General features: G+C 43.8%; 21 protein-coding genes and 1 riboswitch. Of the genes, 15 read left to right on the forward strand and 6 right to left on the reverse strand.

What is annotated here, in order from left to right; translation table 11 throughout:
• The first annotated feature begins 108 nt into the window (after positions 1–108).
• The 5 genes from ACIQXR_RS07370 to ACIQXR_RS07390 all read left to right on the forward strand — a co-directional run bounded on the left by ACIQXR_RS07370 (position 109) and on the right by ACIQXR_RS07390 (position 6,267).
• Positions 109–1,164 carry an aromatic ring-hydroxylating dioxygenase subunit alpha gene (locus ACIQXR_RS07370; RefSeq protein ID WP_402867595.1) on the forward strand — a complete coding sequence of 352 codons (1,056 nt, stop codon included), beginning with the start codon at positions 109–111 and terminating at the stop codon, positions 1,162–1,164.
• Between the two features lie 203 nt (positions 1,165–1,367).
• The gene (gene allC / locus ACIQXR_RS07375; RefSeq protein ID WP_402867596.1) at positions 1,368–2,615 is read left to right on the forward strand and encodes an allantoate deiminase; all 1,248 of its coding nucleotides are present in this window, start codon (positions 1,368–1,370) and stop codon (positions 2,613–2,615) included.
• Between the two features lie 14 nt (positions 2,616–2,629).
• Positions 2,630–3,886: a pyridoxal-phosphate-dependent aminotransferase family protein gene (locus ACIQXR_RS07380; protein ID WP_402867597.1), complete on the forward strand. Its 1,257-nt coding sequence runs from the start codon at positions 2,630–2,632 to the stop codon at positions 3,884–3,886.
• Between the two features lie 53 nt (positions 3,887–3,939).
• On the forward strand, positions 3,940–5,289 hold the full coding sequence (locus tag ACIQXR_RS07385; RefSeq protein WP_402867598.1) for an allantoinase: 1,350 nt from the start codon (positions 3,940–3,942) through the stop codon (positions 5,287–5,289).
• A gap of 384 nt (positions 5,290–5,673) precedes the next feature.
• A complete protein-coding gene (locus ACIQXR_RS07390; protein WP_402867599.1) occupies positions 5,674–6,267 on the forward strand; it encodes a DedA family protein in 594 nt (197 codons plus the stop codon).
• A 43-nt stretch (positions 6,268–6,310) separates the two neighbouring features.
• Here the strand turns inward: ACIQXR_RS07390 and ACIQXR_RS07395 are convergent, their stop codons facing one another.
• The gene (locus ACIQXR_RS07395; RefSeq protein ID WP_402867600.1) at positions 6,311–6,505 is read right to left on the reverse strand and encodes a YjcZ family sporulation protein; all 195 of its coding nucleotides are present in this window, start codon (positions 6,503–6,505) and stop codon (positions 6,311–6,313) included.
• Between the two features lie 210 nt (positions 6,506–6,715).
• Between ACIQXR_RS07395 and ACIQXR_RS07400 the strand changes: the two genes are divergently transcribed.
• From ACIQXR_RS07400 to ACIQXR_RS07420, 5 genes are all read left to right on the forward strand, one after another.
• Positions 6,716–7,459, forward strand: coding sequence for a metallophosphoesterase family protein (locus tag ACIQXR_RS07400; RefSeq protein WP_403079780.1), 744 nt, complete (start codon positions 6,716–6,718; stop codon positions 7,457–7,459).
• A gap of 72 nt (positions 7,460–7,531) precedes the next feature.
• A complete protein-coding gene (locus tag ACIQXR_RS07405) occupies positions 7,532–7,669 on the forward strand; it encodes a hypothetical protein (protein ID WP_402867602.1) in 138 nt (45 codons plus the stop codon).
• A gap of 151 nt (positions 7,670–7,820) precedes the next feature.
• A complete protein-coding gene (locus ACIQXR_RS07410; RefSeq protein ID WP_402867603.1) occupies positions 7,821–8,744 on the forward strand; it encodes a cation diffusion facilitator family transporter in 924 nt (307 codons plus the stop codon).
• 208 nt (positions 8,745–8,952) lie between these two features.
• Positions 8,953–9,642, forward strand: a complete 690-nt coding sequence (locus ACIQXR_RS07415; RefSeq protein ID WP_402867604.1) for a response regulator transcription factor — start codon at positions 8,953–8,955, stop codon at positions 9,640–9,642.
• Positions 9,632–11,059, forward strand: a complete 1,428-nt coding sequence (locus tag ACIQXR_RS07420; protein ID WP_402868516.1) for a HAMP domain-containing sensor histidine kinase — start codon at positions 9,632–9,634, stop codon at positions 11,057–11,059. Before ACIQXR_RS07415 ends, ACIQXR_RS07420 begins: the two co-directional genes overlap by 11 nt.
• A gap of 54 nt (positions 11,060–11,113) precedes the next feature.
• Here ACIQXR_RS07420 and spx read toward each other — a convergent pair whose 3' ends face one another.
• Positions 11,114–11,509 (reverse strand): transcriptional regulator Spx, encoded by a 396-nt coding sequence (gene spx, locus ACIQXR_RS07425; protein WP_402867605.1) that lies wholly within the window; start codon positions 11,507–11,509, stop codon positions 11,114–11,116.
• A gap of 179 nt (positions 11,510–11,688) precedes the next feature.
• Between spx and ACIQXR_RS07430 the strand changes: the two genes are divergently transcribed.
• Both ACIQXR_RS07430 and modB read left to right on the forward strand, forming a co-directional pair.
• Positions 11,689–11,850, forward strand: coding sequence for a hypothetical protein (locus tag ACIQXR_RS07430; RefSeq protein ID WP_402867606.1), 162 nt, complete (start codon positions 11,689–11,691; stop codon positions 11,848–11,850).
• Positions 11,847–12,500, forward strand: coding sequence for a molybdate ABC transporter permease subunit (gene modB, locus ACIQXR_RS07435; protein ID WP_402867607.1), 654 nt, complete (start codon positions 11,847–11,849; stop codon positions 12,498–12,500). Before ACIQXR_RS07430 ends, modB begins: the two co-directional genes overlap by 4 nt.
• Here modB and ACIQXR_RS07440 read toward each other — a convergent pair whose 3' ends face one another.
• Positions 12,501–12,944 (reverse strand): GNAT family N-acetyltransferase, encoded by a 444-nt coding sequence (locus ACIQXR_RS07440; RefSeq protein ID WP_402867608.1) that lies wholly within the window; start codon positions 12,942–12,944, stop codon positions 12,501–12,503.
• Between the two features lie 109 nt (positions 12,945–13,053).
• Between ACIQXR_RS07440 and ACIQXR_RS07445 the strand changes: the two genes are divergently transcribed.
• Both ACIQXR_RS07445 and ACIQXR_RS07450 read left to right on the forward strand, forming a co-directional pair.
• Complete coding sequence (locus tag ACIQXR_RS07445) at positions 13,054–13,548, forward strand: hypothetical protein (RefSeq protein ID WP_402867609.1); 495 nt, start codon at positions 13,054–13,056, stop codon at positions 13,546–13,548.
• A gap of 203 nt (positions 13,549–13,751) precedes the next feature.
• Positions 13,752–13,949: a cold-shock protein gene (locus tag ACIQXR_RS07450; RefSeq protein WP_028393295.1), complete on the forward strand. Its 198-nt coding sequence runs from the start codon at positions 13,752–13,754 to the stop codon at positions 13,947–13,949.
• A 65-nt stretch (positions 13,950–14,014) separates the two neighbouring features.
• Here the strand turns inward: ACIQXR_RS07450 and ACIQXR_RS07455 are convergent, their stop codons facing one another.
• The 3 genes from ACIQXR_RS07455 to ACIQXR_RS07465 are packed head-to-tail and all read right to left on the reverse strand — an operon-like array spanning position 14,015 to position 17,756.
• Entirely contained in the window at positions 14,015–14,434 is a 420-nt protein-coding gene (locus tag ACIQXR_RS07455; RefSeq protein ID WP_403079782.1) for a flavodoxin domain-containing protein, read from the reverse strand.
• On the reverse strand, positions 14,424–15,476 hold the full coding sequence (locus ACIQXR_RS07460; protein ID WP_402867611.1) for a ribonucleotide-diphosphate reductase subunit beta: 1,053 nt from the start codon (positions 15,474–15,476) through the stop codon (positions 14,424–14,426). Before ACIQXR_RS07460 ends, ACIQXR_RS07455 begins: the two co-directional genes overlap by 11 nt.
• Before the next feature lie 42 nt (positions 15,477–15,518).
• Positions 15,519–17,756 carry a ribonucleoside-diphosphate reductase subunit alpha gene (locus tag ACIQXR_RS07465; RefSeq protein ID WP_402868518.1) on the reverse strand — a complete coding sequence of 746 codons (2,238 nt, stop codon included), beginning with the start codon at positions 17,754–17,756 and terminating at the stop codon, positions 15,519–15,521.
• A gap of 194 nt (positions 17,757–17,950) precedes the next feature.
• Positions 17,951–18,132, reverse strand: a riboswitch (cobalamin riboswitch).
• Between the two features lie 288 nt (positions 18,133–18,420).
• Here ACIQXR_RS07465 and ACIQXR_RS07470 point away from each other — a divergent pair.
• The gene (locus ACIQXR_RS07470) at positions 18,421–19,350 is read left to right on the forward strand and encodes a manganese-dependent inorganic pyrophosphatase (RefSeq protein ID WP_402867612.1); all 930 of its coding nucleotides are present in this window, start codon (positions 18,421–18,423) and stop codon (positions 19,348–19,350) included.
• Positions 19,351–19,357: the final 7 nt, after the last annotated feature.

Consider the following 19,357-nt stretch of genomic DNA (forward strand, 5'->3'; position numbering starts at 1 on the left):
GCCAAAATTATATTTTAATGTAAGGTTTTATAACATTGGTGGTGACATAATGTCTGAATATTGGTACTATTTATAAAAAGCTATGAATGAAAAAGGGGAGATGAAGGAATGAAGGAAACCAATGTTGCTACGAAGAAGAAAAAAAGAGTGACACCCTATCCAAAAGAATGCACGTTCAGTAAAGAGGATTGGGATGTATTGACGCAGTATTGGTTTCCGGTGGCGGCGGTCGAGGAAGTGACGGAAAAGCCCCTCGGCATTAAATTGCTGGATGTCCATCTTGTACTTTACCGTGCGAGCGGAAAAATCATTGTGGCTAGGGATCTTTGTCTGCACCGGGGGGTTCCGCTAAGCATGGGGTGGGTGGAAGAAGACAATATCGTTTGTCCTTATCATGGATTTAGATACGGGCCAGAGGGGAACTGCACGGGAATTCCCGCACACCCTAATGCGAAAATATCTCCTCGTCTTTGCATTACTATCTATCCGACGGTAGAACGTTATGGATTGGTCTGGACTTCGATAGCAAGCGATGTTGAGGATATCCCGCCATTGCCGGCATGGGACGATCAGGCATACCTGAATATTCTGCCTCCGTTCATCGACATTGCTGGTTCTGCAGGAAGACAGATGGAAGGGTTTTTGGATGTATCTCATTTTGCCTGGGTTCACTCAGAAAGCTTCGCTGATCGTGATAATCCCGTTGTGCCAAGTTATAAAGTGGATAAAACGGAATACGGCTTACATGTCGAGTATAGAAGTTCGGTCAGCAATTACGGAAAAGACCTGAAACATTTGGAACCGCCGAATTTTGAGTGGCTACGCGTGTTTGACATTTATCCTCCATTAGCGGCGAGGTTGACAGTCCATTTTCCGGAAGGTGGGAAATTATTTATCCTGAATTGCGCTAGTCCAGTCTCGGCTAGGAAAACAAGGATGTTTTCCCCGATGGCGCGAAATTTTGATTTAGATGCACCTCTTGAAGACACATACGAATTCAATTTACAGATTTTTAATGAAGATAAGGAAATGGTCGAAAATCAAAAGCCGGAGGAGTTGCCGCTCGATCTTCAAGCGGAAGCCCATATCGCGGCGGATAAGACTTCGATTGCCTACCGTCAACTATTGAGGGAATTGGGGTTAGGCTCAAATTATACAAGTTGATGTGTGAGGGTGTCCTTGTGGACGCTCTCGCTTTTTTTCTACCAAATAAGTTTGTCGTTTAGTGATGGTGTACAAAAATATCTTTGATTTCTAACAGAATTGTCAATGAAGTTCATCATGTAAGCAAGTAAAATAATCTATATAACATAATTTTGTGAAGATTCATAACATACAATAGGGCTGAATAAGAGGAGGTAAACGTGATGGCCATGCAAATCAAGGAATCTCTTTATGAAAAAGATAATGTTGCTTCTATGATTGAATGGTTGGCTTCTTTCGGGTTAACGGAGAAGCAGGGAGTAACTCGGTTATTATATTCCAAGGCATGGGTGCAGGCCCAGCGAGCATTGAAAACGGAAATGGAAAAAGTGGGTTTACGGACGCATTTTGATAGCGTAGGCAACTTGTTTGGAAGATTGGAAGGGACGAATCCCGGAAGTAAAACAATCCTGACGGGGTCGCATATTGATACGGTTGTCGAAGGAGGGAAGTATGATGGTGCATTTGGGGTCATCGCTAGTTTTCTAGCGGTACAAAGGTTGCATCAAACCTATGGGCCTCCCCGGAAAACGATCGAAGTCGTTTCCTTTTGTGAAGAAGAAGGGAGCCGTTTCCCCTTGACATTCTGGGGATCGAGGAATATCCAAGGGGTGTATGGTCTGGACCAAGTGAAAGGGCTGATGGATTCAGAGGGGTATCCATTTTTGAAAGCCATGAAGGAAGCAGGTTTTGACCCTGATACATATATAACGCCAGTCCGTGATGATATTGAGGGATTCGTCGAGATTCATATTGAACAGGGAAGTATCTTGGAAAAAAATCAAAAGACGATCGGGGTCGTCAGTCATATTGTTGGGCAGCGTCGCTATACGATTAGGGTTCTTGGTGAAAGTAATCATGCAGGCACCACTCCGATGCATGATCGAAGGGATGCAGTCAGTGCAGCTTCGGAATACATTTCTTTTTTAACGAGTAAGGCCAAGGAAATGGACCCTCATTTAGTGGCGACGGTCGGTAAAGTGGATGTGTTTCCAAACGTTCCGAACGTCGTGGCTGGTGAAGTGGCATTTAGTTTAGATATCAGGCATCACCAAGAAGATGTCCTTGATTCGTTTTGTCGGGAGATTTTCTCTACCTTCCAATCTCATGCTGATGGTAACGAGATACAGTTGGAAGTTGCACAGTGGATGGATGTCGTGCCGGTTGAATTAAGTACAGAGATGAATTCCTTGGTTCGGGAAATTACCGAAAATCATAAGATTCCTTATCAAGATATCATTAGCGGTGCGGGGCATGATGCACAGGTGTTTGGTTCGATTTGTCCGACATGCTTGCTCTTCGTTCCAAGTCGGGATGGAATCAGCCATTCACCGAGAGAACTTACGAACATTCAGGACTTAGAAAAAGGAATCGATGTGTTAAGCGACCTATTATATAAATTAGCCTATTAAAGGGGGAAGATGAAATGGCATATAAAGAATTATGGACACCGGTCAGGACCATCATGACTCCAGGGCCCGTGGAAGTGGACCCCCGGGTTTTACGGGCGATGAGCACTCCGATTTTAGGGCAGTTTGATCCTGCCTTTACGAATATTATGAATGAAGTAATGGAAATGCTTCGTCTCGTATTCCAGACGAACAATCACTGGGCTTTTCCAATCGACGGGACATCCCGATCCGGAAATGAAGCGATACTATGCAGCATTATTGAGCCTGGCGATAAGGTCCTGGTTCCGATTTTTGGGCGGTTCGGTCATTTGCTGGTTGAAATTTGTGAGCGATATGGTGCGGAAGTGCATACGATCGAATGTCCGTGGGGGGAGGTTTTTGATCCAGCGGATGTCATTGCGGAAATCAAGAAAATATCCCCGAAAATAACGGCAATTGTTCACGGGGAAACGTCCACAGGATGCATGCAGCCGTTAGCGGAAATCGGTAAGGCCTGTCGGGAGCAAGATGTTTTGCTTGTGGTCGATGCGGTTGCGTCGATTGGAGGAACGGATGTAAAGGTGGATGAATGGTATATTGATGGGTTGATAGGTGGTACGCAAAAATGCCTGTCCGTTCCTTCGGGTATGGCGCCAATCACATATAATGAAAGAATTGAAAAGATCATTCAGTCCCGTAAAAAGGTGGAACGGGGGATTGAAACAGAAGAAGATCGTCAACGTATTTCTAGCCATCGTCCCATTCCCTCCAATTATTTCGATTTGGGCATGCTGCAGGATTATTGGGGACCACGTCGTTTGAACCATCATACAGAAGCAACTTCGATGATTTATGCATTACGTGAAGGACTACGCCTTGTGCTCGAAGAAGGATTGGAACAGCGATTTGCCCGCCATAGGCATCATGAGTCCGCACTTGTTGCTGGCATCAAGGCGATGGGGCTTACGTTATTTGGGGATGGGAAAAATAAATTACCATGCGTAACTTGTGTTGAAATTCCAGAAGGGGTGGATGGAGAGCAAGTCCGGTCGATGCTATTGAATGAATTTAGTATCGAAATCGCATCCTCGTTCGGTCCCCTTCACGGGAAGATTTGGAGAATTGGAACAATGGGATTCAGTTGTCGGAAAGAGAATATTCTCTTTGTGCTGGCTTCTTTGGAAGCGGTCCTTTTACGCCAAGGGTTCGAGGTGAATCGGGGGGGAGCTTTGCAGGCTGCACTCGACATATACGTAGGGGAATCGGGAAAACGGATCGGAGTGAAATCATAACGGGAAGGTGACTTCCTGTATCTTTTGCCAAACGATTTGAAGGAGTGAACAAGATGTCCACATACGAACTCATTATCCGTAATGGCTACGTGGTATTGCCTGAAGAAGTGAAAAAAGCCGATGTTGCCATCCGGGATGGCAGGATTGCCGAGATTGGCAATCTGATCGATGATAAAGGGCTCGAAGAATATGAAGCATCGGAACACTATGTTTTTCCTGGAATGATTGATGTTCATGTCCATTTCAGTGAGCCGGGACGTGCCCATTGGGAAGGGTTTGAAACCGGTTCGCAGATGATGGCAGCAGGCGGATGCACGACCTATTTTGACATGCCATTGAATGGGATCCCTTCCACGATTGATCAACTGGCGCTTCTTGAGAAGGCGAAAATCGGTGAAGCGAAGTCGGTTGTCGATTTTGGTTTATGGGGTGGTTTGGTACCCGGAAATATAGATGAATTGGAAGGGCTAGCTAAATCAGGGGTCATTGGTTTTAAGGCCTTTCTTTCTGCGACGGGCAATGATGAGTTTGAACGGGCGGATGATTTAACTCTGCTTCATGGTATGCGGGAAATCGCCAAGTTGGATAAGATTTTGGCACTACATGCCGAAAGTGATTCAATTACTCGCTGGTTGAAGCAAGGGAAAGAGGAGCAAGGATTATACAGCGCTGACGACTATGCGGCGACTCGTCCCGTATTAGCAGAAGCAGAGGCAGTCGAACGAGCCATTACATATGCAGAATTGACAGGATGCCGACTGCATTTTGTCCACATCAGCAGTGCATTGGCGATAGAAAAGATAGAACGGGCCAAGCGACGTGGCCTGGATGTAACGGTCGAAACCTGTCCTCACTATCTACTATTCAATCAAGCTACACTCATCGAGAAAGGGTCGGTAGCAAAATGCGCACCTCCACTCCGTGAGAGGGACGAACAGGAAAAGTTAATTGCTTTATTAATAGAAGGAAGGTTTGACATGATTTCATCAGATCACTCCCCAAGTCCTTATGAAATGAAGGATCCTGCGGTGCATAACCTGTTCGAGGCATGGGGTGGAATAAGTGGCGGGCAGTTTTCCTTACTATCGATGATCGAACTGGCCATTACATACGATATTCCTTTATCGAAAGTGGCTGATTGGATAGCGGCAGCACCTGCTGAGCGATTTGGACTTTCTTCAAGGAAGGGACAAATCAAGGAAGGAATGGATGCGGATCTTGCTGTTATTTCCCTGAGTCAAAACTATACAGTCAGTAGGGACAATTTTTATGCCAAGCATAAGCAAAGTGTCTATATGGGCCACACCTTCCCCTGTCAAATAACCGCCACCTTCAACAAGGGAAAGCTAGTCTATGATAAGGGCGAAATCAGGAAACAGGCGCGGGGAACGTGGCTAAAATAGTAGGGAAATCGAATTGCACATCTAATATTACAATATTATATGAAGTGGAAAGAAGGTGATTCTCCTATATTTAGATCGCCTTCTTTCGTTGTTTTTGCGGAAAGGGTGAAATGAAAAATCTATATAGTGTAGACTAGTATAGGTATAAGTAGCGATGAATGCAGGGAAGAGACTATCCTCCAACGGTACTAGAAAAATATCCCGGTAATAAAACGTTGACTCTTTATGAACCGTTGTTATAGGATTACGGTATGAAAAAATGTGTAATAGGTATAAAATCCACACGATAGATACCGGTAACTGTCCTTTTAGCAAACAAAGGGTGCCCGTGAACAGCGGGGGCATCCTTTTTTATATGTAATTGTCAGAAAGGGGGAAACCTCTATGGAATCTTTGATCATGGATATGATCGAAGCGTTTAAATCTTTATCTTATTTCGGGGTGTTGCTTGCGTTAACATTTGAATTCATCCCAGCTGAAGTCGTTCTGCCGCTTGCCGGCTATTGGGTATATCAAGGTGAATGGAATTTAGTCTTGACGATACTGGCTGGTTCAATTGGTGGGGTAACGGGTCCATTGACACTTTACGCCCTAGGAAAGTATGGGGGAAGGCCGCTAGTAATGAAGTTTGGGAAGTACTTCTTGGTGAAAGAGGAACAGCTGAACAAGGCTGAGTACTTCTTCGATAAGTATGGAGCGGGAATTGCATTTTTCGGAAGATTTGTTCCCGGAATCCGTACGGCCATTTCATTACCTTGTGGTATTTTGAAAATGAATATCTGGAAATTCATGCTTTATACATACTTGGCGATGCTTCCTGTGACCACGATATATGTGTATCTAGGGTATAAGTTAGGGCCACAATGGGAACAGGCTGGAGCGATTTTTGCGCAATATGCGAACTTCTTGCTCATCCCAATCGTCTTGATTGTCATTTGGTTGTTCTTCAAAGCAAAGAAAAGAAAAGCGAAACAATAACAAAGAAGGCGCCGTTTCAGGCGCCTTGTTTTTATTTAACTTGTTAGCAGCATCCGCCGTAGCCGCCGCCATAGCCGCCACCATAGCCGCCGCCATAGCCGCCGCCGAAGCCCCAGCTACAACCAATGATGACTAGTAGGATAAACAGTACGATTAATAAGGCAAAGCCGTTATCGAAACCGCCACCGCATCCATCGTTACAACTTTCGTTACATCCATTATGATTATGACCACCCATTAAATTTCCTCCTCATAACATTTGTGATTTACATACCTAGCAAAACATCTTTACTGGGAATACTCCATACTATGTATTCTAGGCCGAAGTGTTTGCTTATTCATTAAAAATGGGCGTGGGTAGACAGGGGGAGATGAGCCCGAATAATTTTTCCTGGATTTTAAAGATGTTATAATATACCACATATATAGAAGGGGGCTGGTCTTCTCCGTGAAAGTTGCGATTATGACAGATATACATGGCAATGCTTCGGCATTGAAAGCCGTTCTTAAGGAAATTGATGAAAGAAATGAAGTGGAGCGAATCTATTGTTTGGGGGATATGATCGCAATAGGACCCGATACCAATGACGTCTTGGATTTGTTATTTTCGAGAGATGACCTAACGATGATCAGTGGAAATCATGATGAAGCCGTATTGGCCATTGTTAAAGGGGAGGAACATCCAACGGGACATGTCCATGTTAAAGAGCACCATGAATGGATTGCGAAAAGGATGGACCTCCTATTCGTGCCGCTCCTGGAAAAACTGCCTCGCACCCTGGAGGTTCCGGTTCATGACCGCACTCTTTTCTTCACCCATTATCATATGGAAAAGGAAAAGGGGAATGCACACATCAGTGAAAATCCCTTCAGCAAGATCGTTGAACCCAATTTAGCTAACTTGGAGGCCCTTTTTAGAAATCGGTCAGAAGATTTGATAGGATTTGGGCATCATCATCCTCTTCATCACTTTCAAAACGACCAAACGATTTTCCTGAATCCCGGATCGCTTGGGTGCAATAGTGAACCAATTGCACGGTATGCCGTGGTTACCATCGAGGACAACGGCATTCAGGTTCATCTGGGAAATGCGTCGTATGATAATGCTGCCTTTCTTTCGTCCTACAAAAAGTTACAGGTCCCGGAGCATGAATTCATTATACGTGCCTTTCATGGAAATCAGATGATATAGATTCAAGCATAAAACATCTTCCTGAGGATATGATAAAAGTCAAACTGTTACATATTCGAGGAGGAGAGTCCCATGAAGGATTCGGAACAGAACCGTCATCTTCAAGATCCCGAAAATGCAGAGCAGCAACATAGCCTCGTCTGCAATGATGAATTATTCAATAAGGACCTGCGTGCGATCGTCGATGATACCATGCAAAATGAAGGATAGCTTGTTAGGACACTGTAGGACATCGCCTGCAGTGTTTATTTTTGCCCTCCCGTACCTTTTACGCTTTAAATGGGTAAGTCAATCATTTGAAACCATTCTGAAATTATCCCATACTATATATAAGGTTATAGATACGAGAGGAGGGGAAATCATGGGACATCATGAGGGTCACTCCCATGACCACGGACACCACCATCATCATTCAGATAATAAAAAAGCTCTGCTGGCGTCGTTTGTGCTGATCTCGACATTCATGGTAATCGAAGTGATTGGAGGGTTCATGACGAATAGTCTGGCCTTGCTATCGGATGCAGGGCATATGCTGAGCGATGCAGCGGCTTTGGGGCTCAGTTATGCAGCGATTAGGCTAGGCGAGCGAAAGGCGACCCAATCCAATTCCTTTGGATACAAGCGTTTCGAAATCATTGCCGCCTGTTTAAATGGTTTGACGTTAATCGTAATCTCGGTATTCATTTTCGTAGAGGCGATTCGGAGGTTTGTAGATCCGCCTGAGGTTCAAAGTTTGGGAATGCTAATGATTTCAATCATTGGCTTGTTTGTGAATATCATTGCCGCATGGATTCTAATGAGTGGCGATAAAGAAGAGAACCTGAATGTACGGAGTGCTTTCTTACATGTAATCGGCGATATGCTCGGTTCAGTGGGCGCCATTGTGGCAGCACTATTGATTTACTTTTTCGATTGGGGAATGGCGGACCCCATCGCGAGTATGATTGTCGCAATTCTAATAGTTATAAGTGGGTATAGAGTGGTGCGCGATTCTTTCCATATTCTAATGGAAGGCACACCAGAACGAATCGACATGGAAGAAGTGAAAGAGAATTTGAAGGAATTGCCGCATGTATCGGATGTCCATGACCTCCATATCTGGACGATTACCTCCGGATTTCTCTCGTTAAGCTGTCATGTCGTCATTGATGCTGGTGGAGACCACGATTCAACCCTTGCTGTTGCCCAAAAACTGCTTCATGACCGACATGGGATTGAACATAGCACGATCCAAGTGGAAAAACAGGATGTGGGGTGCCCGAACCCGCATGAGACATGTAATTGAAACAAGGCCGGCTCATCGATGAAGCCGGCTTTTTTGATGTGTCGTATTTCGGATGAAACCGAGAAGTGTCCAAAAATGTCGAGGAATGATTAGATGAACATATTCCTGACACATTAAGGGGATATGATGGGGGATAAAAGACTGATGCACAGTTAGGTTGGATAATGCAATATGATTCAACTATAATTTAAGAAGGAGGAATTCCTTTATGAAAAAAATTCTAGTCGTTGAAGATGAAATTGCCATTTCGATGGTGTTGAAAGCATATTTACAGCGTGAAGGGATGGAAGTCGTACAAGTTTTCGATGGACTCAAGGCTATTCCGACCTTCGAAGAAACGAACCCTGATCTGGTTCTACTTGATGTGATGCTGCCTGGTAAAGAGGGCTGGGACATCTTGAAAGAAATCAGGGAGAAGGATATGTGTCCTGTGATCATGCTGACGGCATTGAATGATGTGGATTACCGCCTATCCGGCTTTAAGTCGGGAGCGGATGATTATATTTCCAAGCCCTTTGTGGCGGAAGAAGTGATGGCCCGGGTGCATGCCGTTTTAAGGAGGAGCTCGACACCTGTAGTCGAAGAAAAACATGTACATCAATTTGGCAGCTTGTCCATTGATAACAAGGCCTATGCGGTGCACTTAAAAGGGGAGGAAATCAGCTTGACGCCCCGTGATTTGTCATTACTCATTTTTTTCGCAAAGCACCCCAATCATATTTTCACGAGAGAGCAACTCCTCGATCAGGTGTGGGGCATAGACTATGACGGAAGTGACCGTGCCGTGGATTTGGCCATCAAACGAATCAGGAAAGCCCTCGATGCCTGGCCATCATCTGAAGGGGAGATTAAAACGTTGCGTGGATTGGGGTATCAATTGAGTGTCTATGAAAACTAGGAAACGGACTACCTTGCAGCTCTATTGGACAAAAAGATATGTATTGACGTTGATTTCGGGCTTATTGTTATTATCTGTCTTTTCCTTATGGTGGATGGAAAAAACGGCCCTGGAATATAGGCTGAGCCTTCTTAAGTATTTAGCGGATGAAACGTCCGACCGGGCAATGAAGGAGAATGGCCAAATTGTCGTTGGTCCCATCCTTTCCGAAATCGTGGAAGAAAGGGAAAAAATCCTTCAGCTCAATAAGCAACCGATCATTTATATCGTTGATCCTGATGGCAGTATCATCTATACGATGCCTCAATTATATCTTAATGAAGATAATAGTAAGCTTCCTCACGCCATCATGGATAGTCAGGAATTGATCCAGAAGGTCAAGATTTCCGAAAACAAGGTATTTGTCGTCAAGTCGCCGATCACATTTGAAGGCGAGACAAAGGGGTGGGTCGTCATTGCCCAGGAAGAAGGGGCATTGAAGGAAGTCAACCAGGATCACGGTTTGCTTGCATTCCTGATAGGAGGTTTGCTATGCCTTGGGACGGGCGTCATTTATTTTCTTTCAAGAAAGATATCGAGACCCATCCAAGATGTGGCTAACGCTGCTGTCCAAGTGCGGGAAGGCAACTATGATATCCATTTTAAAGAAGAAGAGGAGATACGCGAAGAAGAGATATACGAACTCGTGGAATCCTTCAAGGAAATGACAAACCGGTTGAAACTCATGGAGAAATTACGGGCCGAATTGCTTGCTGGTGTCACCCATGACCTGAAAACACCGGTCACATCCATTAGCGGGTTGATTCAAGCGGTAAGGGATGACGTGGTTACTGGCGAGCAAAGTAAGGAATTTCTTGATATATCCTTGAAGGAAACTCAACGCCTACAGGTGATGATCGAGGATTTGCTGGATTATAATGCAATGTCGGCCGGTGCCTTTAAAATTCGATTGGAAAGAGAAAATCTAAATACATTCATTCAGGAGATCGCTTATCGTTGGCAGATTACCCAGGAGGATCAGAACTTCACCCTGAATGTGCAGGTTCCGGATGAACCGATTCATGGGCAGATTGATTCACTGCGGATGCAGCAAATTATCATAAATCTGTTGAACAATGCGAAGCATTCCCTGGATGGCAATGGTCAAATCGAGATAGGTCTCTATGATCTGGAAGATTCCCGAATAGGAATCGACGTGAAGGATAGTGGACGCGGCATTCCGCAACATGAACAACAGTATGTGTTCGAACCCTTTTATCGGGGCGAAAACAAAAAACTGAAAGTGCGTGGATTAGGATTGGGCCTTCCCTTCAGCAAGATGCTTGCTAAAGCACAAAAGGGAGACCTCGTGTTGAAAGAAAGCAATGAACAGGGGACGATTTTTACCATTACAGTAGAGAAATCAGCGCGGGTATAACAAAAAAAGGGTTGTCCATTTCTAGTGGACAACCCTTTTGTCAGGTATAGTTGATTAGGCGAGTTGGCTGATGGCACGCCACAATTGAATGTGACGGACTTTTCTTGGAAGGAAGCGGCCCATTTCTTCTTCATTATAGCCAGCATGCAAATTCTTATGATCAAAAATGATCGGGCGACGTAATAAATCTGGATTTGCTTGAATGAGCGTACAAAGGTCGTTAAGTGGGGTATTGTTTATATCGATATTCAAGCTTTTGAATTTTTTGGAACGGGTTGAGATGATTTCATCTGTACCGCCTTCCGTTTTACGTAAAATCGCTTTGATTTCTTCTATAGATAAAGGTTGAGAATATAAGTTCCGTTCATTGTAGGAAATTTCATTTTTTTGAAGCCAAGCTTTTGCCTTACGACATGCTAAACTGCTTGGTGTAGTATAAATTGTAACCATTAAAATCGACTCCCTTAAGGTTTCATATTTTTTATAGGTTTTTTTTGGGTTTTTGCTTTTTCGGTTTATGGGTTAAAATTATTTTGTATTTGTTATACTCTTACTTTAACGTTTGTATGTGTCAGCAATATGTCAAGAAAAATAAACTTAAAAGTTTTTTTGGAAAAGGGAGAATTCGAATGTGGATGTTTAAAATATCGGGAGTGCCTGCATCTGAAGGAAATCCGGGGAATAGGATGAGGGTGGCTGAGCCGTTTTTAGCTAAGGAAAACTATTTCTTAGAAGAGCAACTGTTGCGTTTTCCTTCATTGATGATGTCGACTGTGGGGCAAGGATCATGACCGCGGACTTTTGGTCACCTGTTAGACTGTCCGTTCAGATAGCCGGAATCTCGGGAATCCTCGTCTTTATTATAGGAATCATGCTTGCCCGCATCATGGCCAAAAAGCGCTTCAGAGGAAGGGTCATCCTGGAAACCGTGTTTTTGTTGCCCCTTGTATTGCCGCCTTCCGTCGTCGGGTTTTTACTGATCGTGTTTTTCGGTAAAAACGGAACGCTAGGTCAAGTCATCGAGAAGGTGTTTAGCCAACCAATCATGTTCACCTGGTGGGCGGCGGTTATTGCTTCTACCGTTGTAGCCTTCCCGCTTATGTACCAATCGGCCAAAACGGGTTTTGAGGGCATAGATGAAGAAATAGAAAATGCCGCGAGAGTGGATGGAGCGGGTGAATGGAAGTTATTCTGGTATGTATCCCTTCCATTAGCCGGCAAATCCATCCTGACCGGAGCGATATTGAGTTCAGCACGAGCCTTGGGGGAATTTGGGGCGACACTCATGTTTGCTGGAAACATCCCGGGACAGACCCAGACGATACCGACCGCGATATATATAGCCATGGATTCAGGGAATATGACTCTAGCCTGGCTATGGGTCGGTGTGATCATCGCCATCTCTTTCATCATGCTTTTCATCGTGACGTACATAAAATGATTATTTTTCGTATAAACTAATGAAAAATTGAGGTGCGACTTCCACGTCTTTCTTATGAATAAAGCCATTTTTTTCATACAGTTTACGTGCAGGCATGTTCAAGGTACCGGTCGAAACGGATAGCTTCTTCCATGGAATCGTCAGTTGTAGGTGGGTAAGAAGGGCCTGTGCAATGCCTTTTCGGAAATGATCTGGGTGTACGACCAATCGGCAAATCTCTATCAGTCCATTTTCACTTTTATAGGAAATGGCCCCGGCAACCGTATCGTCAACAAAAAAACCGATAAATGTTTCTTTGCAGCGTAAGAATTGATTAAACGTTTCTACCAATGGGGGTATTTCGTCAAATCTAACTAATTCCGCTTCCACTGCATAGGCTTTTTTTTGAAGGGAAAACAGTTGTTGTCCATGGATGGAGCGTAATTCTGGAATATTCATCATCATGCGTAAATCATCTCCTTAAAATCCATTATAATAGAAGTAGGTAAACAGAATGATGGTTTCTTGTGTTATAATCGACAAACAAGATGAACTAATGAAATGAGGAAGAAATTTGTTAACATTTGAAGAAAAATTAAGTATCATTGAAACTTTCCCGGAATTAGAACGGAAAGATGTTTCACTAGGACGCGTCAATTTCCATTTTCCCGGCAGTGTTCAGGAGAAGAAAATTGTCGTACAGCACCTGCATCCGAATGGCAATGGCTTCGTATACGCAGGGCATTTGAAAAAGAAGGAAACAGACCGCAAAGGATTCATCAATATACGTGACTATTCCGAAGAGGAATTAAAAGCATTGATCAAAACTGCCCTATCCTATTTATCCGAACCTCCTGTTATGCAAGAAGAGGAGGCGGACGATGAGTTCGCTAGGTTGGAGGGAACTTGGATTGGCCGTGAAAAGCAGGAGCTTTCGCTTGTTAGAGAAGATCAGCTTTGGAACGTATACTCAGGACCGAACTTAGAGGAGTGTTTCGAAAGTCCAATCGAAGCGGAGCGCTACTTATTGGATGAAGGATTCCGTCAAAGCAAAAAAAGAAAAATGTAGAATTTTAGGATAATTTGTCGGCAAAATTACTCCCATTAATATTGTTTTCAGTTAATTACCCATGATATAATATGGGTAATTATTTTTGTTCGGAATAAGTTGTTTGATAGAAGGATTTACCGTTTTAGGGTTCCTCTTGAGACATTATCCAGAACCAAAAATAGTATAAAAATGGATTTTTTCCAAACACAGGAGGAACTAACATGGTACAAGGTAAAGTAAAATGGTTCAACGCAGAAAAAGGTTTCGGTTTCATCGAAGTTGAAGGACAAGACGACGTATTCGTACATTTCTCAGCTATTCAAGGTGAAGGTTTCAAAACACTTGAAGAAGGCCAAGAAGTTTCTTTCGAAATCGAGCAAGGCGCTCGTGGACCACAAGCTGCTAACGTTCAAAAATAATTGAATGTTAATAAAGACCCCAATTTGGGGTCTTTTTATTTTGTATTTACAAGCTTGGGAGTTTGTTAGTTTGTAAATAGAGAGGCGAACTTTTTTATCCTGGGTAGGTCAGCTTCTTGATACATTTGTTCGATTTTCAATGTAGCGACCAATTGGCTCTTGGCAAATAGCATGTCCCGAAATTGGTCGACGGCTCCGCAAAAATGATTGTAATTGGTTTCACCCGTTCCGAAGACTCCTGTTTTCAGGTGGGAAATCGGCATTTGCTCTAGCTCCGAATAGAAGGCGGACATTCTGGCAGGAAGCTCGCCATTTCCCCAAGTATAAGTACCGACAATCAACGAATCATACTCATGCACTGTACGTATATCAAATTCAAGAACCCGAAATAGCTCTGCTTCGGGCAAAAGGGATGCAAGGACTTCAGCAAGCGCCTTTGTATTGCCGCCTGCCGAATGATGGACGATGGCGGCTTTAAAGCTCATCGAACCCGTTGCTTGCATTTACTTGGCTATAGGTCCTTGATTTTTGCTCGAAGAAGTCGGTCTTCGTCAGCCCGATGGATTCATCGTCGAACGTTTTGATCCAGGGCATCGGGTTCTCGCTATACTCTTGATACAAGTTTTCAAGTCCAAGCATGCGTAATCGTTTGTTGGCGATATATTCAATATACTCGTTGAACTCGTCCAAATCGAGATCTGCTTTTGTTTGGATATCCTCAAGCATATATTCGGACCATTCTTTTTCAAGCTCGACGGCCTTTTCAATCGTCGTATAGATGAACTTCGTATTGTCTTCATTATTCAGTTCCGGATATTCATACATTAAAATTTGTACAAGCATGCCAATGAAATCGAAGTGGACCATTTCATCGCGATGAATATAGGAAATCATCGTTGCCGAACCGGTCATCAGATTTTGCCGGCCCAGATTGTAGTAGAAGGCGAAAGCCAGGTAAAAATAGATCCCTTCAAGGTTCGTGGAATGGATGAGCGCCTCGAATAAGTGCTGAGGGCTAGGGTCGTCCACAAATGTTTGGTAGGCATCCACGATCGGATGGTTCCGCTTGATTACTTCCGGGTGTTCTTTGATCCGGTCAAAAAGCTGTTTTTGCTTGCCGACAGGAATCAAGGAAGCAAGGATGTAAGAATACGATTCATTATGAATGGATTCCTGCTGGGCCATGTTGGCGAGGATCGCCTTTGCTGCCGGATCCTTGATGTATCGAAGGATCTCCACTAATGTTGGTGTTTGCAGGCTGTCCATCCCGGCAATCATCGTGAGGATGTCGAGGAAAGCATCCTGGATATCCTCATCCAATTCACCCCACTGCTTTTTATCCTGGATCATGTTCACGCTCGATGGCTTCCAAAAATTGTTGATGAGCTGTGTATAGGTATCATAGAATTTTTCATACTGAATGTCGTTCCAAAGGAGAAAGCCTGATGCTTCTCCTTTGAAAACGCCGGTTGCCTTGGTAGGATGGGTTGGTTCGAGCATCCTGATTTTCTTGATATGGTTTGTCATCTGTAAAATCTCCTTCAATAAAGTAAATTCCATTCCCACTCGTTAACTGGAGCAGCTCTCACAGGCATTGTCGTATTCGGATGAAGTGGAACGAAGATAATAAGTCGATTTCAATCCGCTTTCCCATGCTGTTAGGTGTATGTCCAATAACACTTTAGCCTTGATCGTGTTTTGTACATACAGGTTGAAGCTGATGGCTTGGTCGATATGACGTTGACGTGCTGCATTTTGCTTGATGCTTTCCTTTTGGTCCAAATGGAAGCGCGTTTTTTTATAGTATTCATACGTAGTGGGCGTCAATCCAGGCGCTGTCACTTTAAATTTGAAGTTTTTCTTTTCTTCATAAAACTCGATTTCATATAACGGGTCGATGCCATCCGTGGAATGACCGATTTTGGCAGTCGATGAATTGGGGGCGATTGCCATTAAATAGCCGTTTCGTGTACCATACTGCTGCACTTCTTCTTTTAATTCCAACCATTTTGGATCTCTATAGTCACGAAGGTCGAAATACTCCCCCGTTTGCCAATCGGACCCTTCGAAGTATGGGTAGGTTCCTTTTTCCTTGGCCAATTCATTGGATGTTTTAATGGTTAAATAAGCGATTTTCTCATATAAGGTATCGGCGTACTGAACGGCTTCATCGGACTCCCAGTAGATATTTTGCGTCGCGAGTAAATGATGCCACCCGAAAGTTCCTAAGCCGATTGAGCGGTAGCGCTTATTCGAAATGGAAGCTTGCTTGACCGGTAAGGTATTCACGTCAATGACGTTATCGAGCATGCGGATCTGAATCGGGATCAGTCTCTCCAATACATCGCTGTTCACCGCGCGTGGCAGGTTGATGGAAGAAAGGTTGCAGACAACGAAATCCCCGCTTTTGCGAACTACGACGACATCGCCATCTTCCGTTTCATATTCGTCGGTGATCGTTGAAGGGCTTAAGTTCTGGGCGATTTCCGTACAAAGGTTAGAACAATAGATCATCCCTTTATGCTTGTTCGGGTTCTTTCTGTTCACTTCGTCCCGGTAGAACATATAGGGTACGCCTTCTTCTAATTGTGAAATCATGATGCCTTTCATAATGTCCATCGCTTTGATTTTCTCGAAACTATAGCCTGGAAGTATGCCATTCTCCGCCGCCTCTACAGCAAGGGCGTAATGGTCCCTGAAACTGCCATCCCCTTTTTTCTCGTCATAAAAATCCTCGAGGGAGAACCCAAGGGTTTGCTTCACGGTATGCGGGTCGAAGAGATACCAATCTTTCCGGTCACGCACGGCTTCCATGAATAAATCGGGGATGCAGACACCAGTGAAGATATCATGCGCCTTTAGGCGGTCATCGCCGTTTTGCGTCTTCAAGTCAAGGAAGCTCATGATGTCCTTATGCCACGCATCCAGATAGATGGCGATTGCGCCTTTACGTTGTCCCAATTGATCGACGCTGACGGCCGTTTGGTTAAAGAGGCGAATCCAGGGAGTCGTGCCTGAACTGTTACCGGAAAAACCGCGGATATCAGAACCGAGCGAACGGATTTTTCCGACATATAGACCAACGCCGCCACCGAACTTGGAAACTTTTGCGGCATCATAGTTTGATTGATAAATTCCGTCGATGGAATCCTCGATTGCATCGATGAAGCATGAACTCAATTGCCCGTGGGTTTTGCCGGCATTTGAAAGGGTAGGGGTCGCAACCGTCATATATAGGTTCGACATTGCCCAGTAGGCCTCTTTGACAAGCTGCAGGCGGTGTTCCGTTTTTTCCAGTCTCATGATTTCCATGGCAATGATCATGAAGCGCTCCTGGGGAAGTTCATAGACCTTGTCTTTTTTTGGACGGGCCAAGTAGCGATCATTCAAAAGATAGATTCCGATATATGAAAATAGTTTATCTTTTTCCGGATCGATGACCGAACCCAATTCTTCGATTTCCGTTTTTGTGTAGGAGTCGAGAAGCTCTGCTTTATAAACAGGGTAACGTTGCCCTTCATGCTGCTGAGAGAGTTCTTGAATCAATTCATAGAAAGGTCCATAGTTCCGGCCTTCATAGCCCCGGTTCTTTTGGGCATCACGATACATGGCATTCAATAGTTCCCTTGCGGCGACGAATGTCCAGTCTGGGGCATCGATATCGACACTTTCAAGTGCAAGCTGGATCAACTTTTTCGATGTTTGTTCTTCTGAAGCATCACCTTTTCGATCGAGCCATTTAGTAAAACGCTTTTTGAACTTTTCCATATCAAGACGGCCTTCGAAATCCTTGGATAACATGTCCATCTGGATTGAATTTGTTTCTGTGTCATTTTTTATGGTAGGGTTATATGTTTGAGTCATAAATGTTCCTCCTCTTAAATGTACGCGAATAAAAAAAAACCGCCCAATAAATTGAGCGGATCAAACGATAGGATAAAAGAGCCATGAAAAAATAGCCGTTACACTATCGTTTCATCATCTCAATCCCCGAAGAATAAGAAACTTGAAAAAACCAGGCAGGTCTCCTGACTCATGATCATCCTACTTTGAGTCCTTCCCGTATAGAGAGCTATACAGTGGTTTTCTCATTTCGTCACATTTACAGTTGCGGGGACAGTTCCGGGTTCACACCGGATTCCCTTTTCAGCCATCTCTGGCACCTTGGTTAATAATTCTATATATAGTTATTTATGTTGTTAGAAAAGTCAATATCTAGTATGTATGCTTATATTATCGTAAGCCATCCATGCTGATAATTCAACATATATATTTGTGGAAAACTGATTCATATCTATTGACAAGGTCGGATAAAGGAAGAGGATGATGAAAGAATATAGGGAGGAATACAAAATTCCATCGCGGAATGTCAGGGTTTTTGTGTTAAAATAAATTGCATAGCAAAACTAGGGATTCTGGTTATGAAAAGAAAAATCCCTGCCAAATCATTTAGGAAAAAGGAGAAAAAATCGTGGAAAAAATATTAGTTTTTGGACATAAGAATCCGGATACCGACACTATCTGTTCAGCAATCGCTTATGCTGACCTAAAAAAGCAGCTGGGCATCCAAGCTGAACCTGTTCGTCTTGGTGAAGTGAATGGTGAAACACAATATGCGTTGGACCAATTTAAATTCGAAGCACCCCGCCTTGTTGAAAAAGTGGCTGGGGAAGCGGATGGCGTGATTTTAGTCGATCACAACGAACGTCAGCAAAGTGCCGAAGACATTGACCAGGTACGCGTATTGGAAGTCATCGACCATCATCGTATCGCTAATTTCGAAACAAGTGATCCTTTATATTACCGCGCAGAACCAGTTGGCTGCACGGCTACTATTTTAAATAAGATTTATAAAGAAAACGGAATTGAAGTGCCTAAAGCCATTGCAGGACTTATGCTTTCAGCCATCATTTCCGACTCTTTATTATTCAAATCGCCTACTTGCACGGAGCAAGACGTCGCAGCTGCTATGGAATTAGCGGAAATTGCCGGCGTGAATGCTGAAACATATGGCTTGGAGATGCTAAAAGCGGGTGCTGACCTGAGTGACAAAACCATCGATCAGCTCATCACACTTGATGCAAAAGAATTTTCAATGGGAACGGCAAAAGTTGAGATTGCTCAAGTGAATGCTGTTGACCCGAATGAAGTGCTTGCAAAGCAATCAGAAATTGAAGCAGCGATTCATGCAGTTATTGCCGCGAAAGAATTGGATTTATTCTTATTCGTCGTAACGGATATCTTAACGAATGATTCCGTTGCCTTGGCTCTAGGAGCATCAGCGGATGCAGTGGAGAAAGCGTATAACGTAACATTGAATAAGAACATTGCTGTATTGGAAGGCGTCGTATCACGTAAAAAACAAATTGTACCAGTTTTAACAGATATCTTCGCTAAGTAATAAAAAA

This window comes from Peribacillus sp. NPDC097224, from assembly GCF_044761985.1.
In the GTDB taxonomy this organism is placed as follows: Bacteria; Bacillota; Bacilli; order Bacillales; family DSM-1321; genus Peribacillus.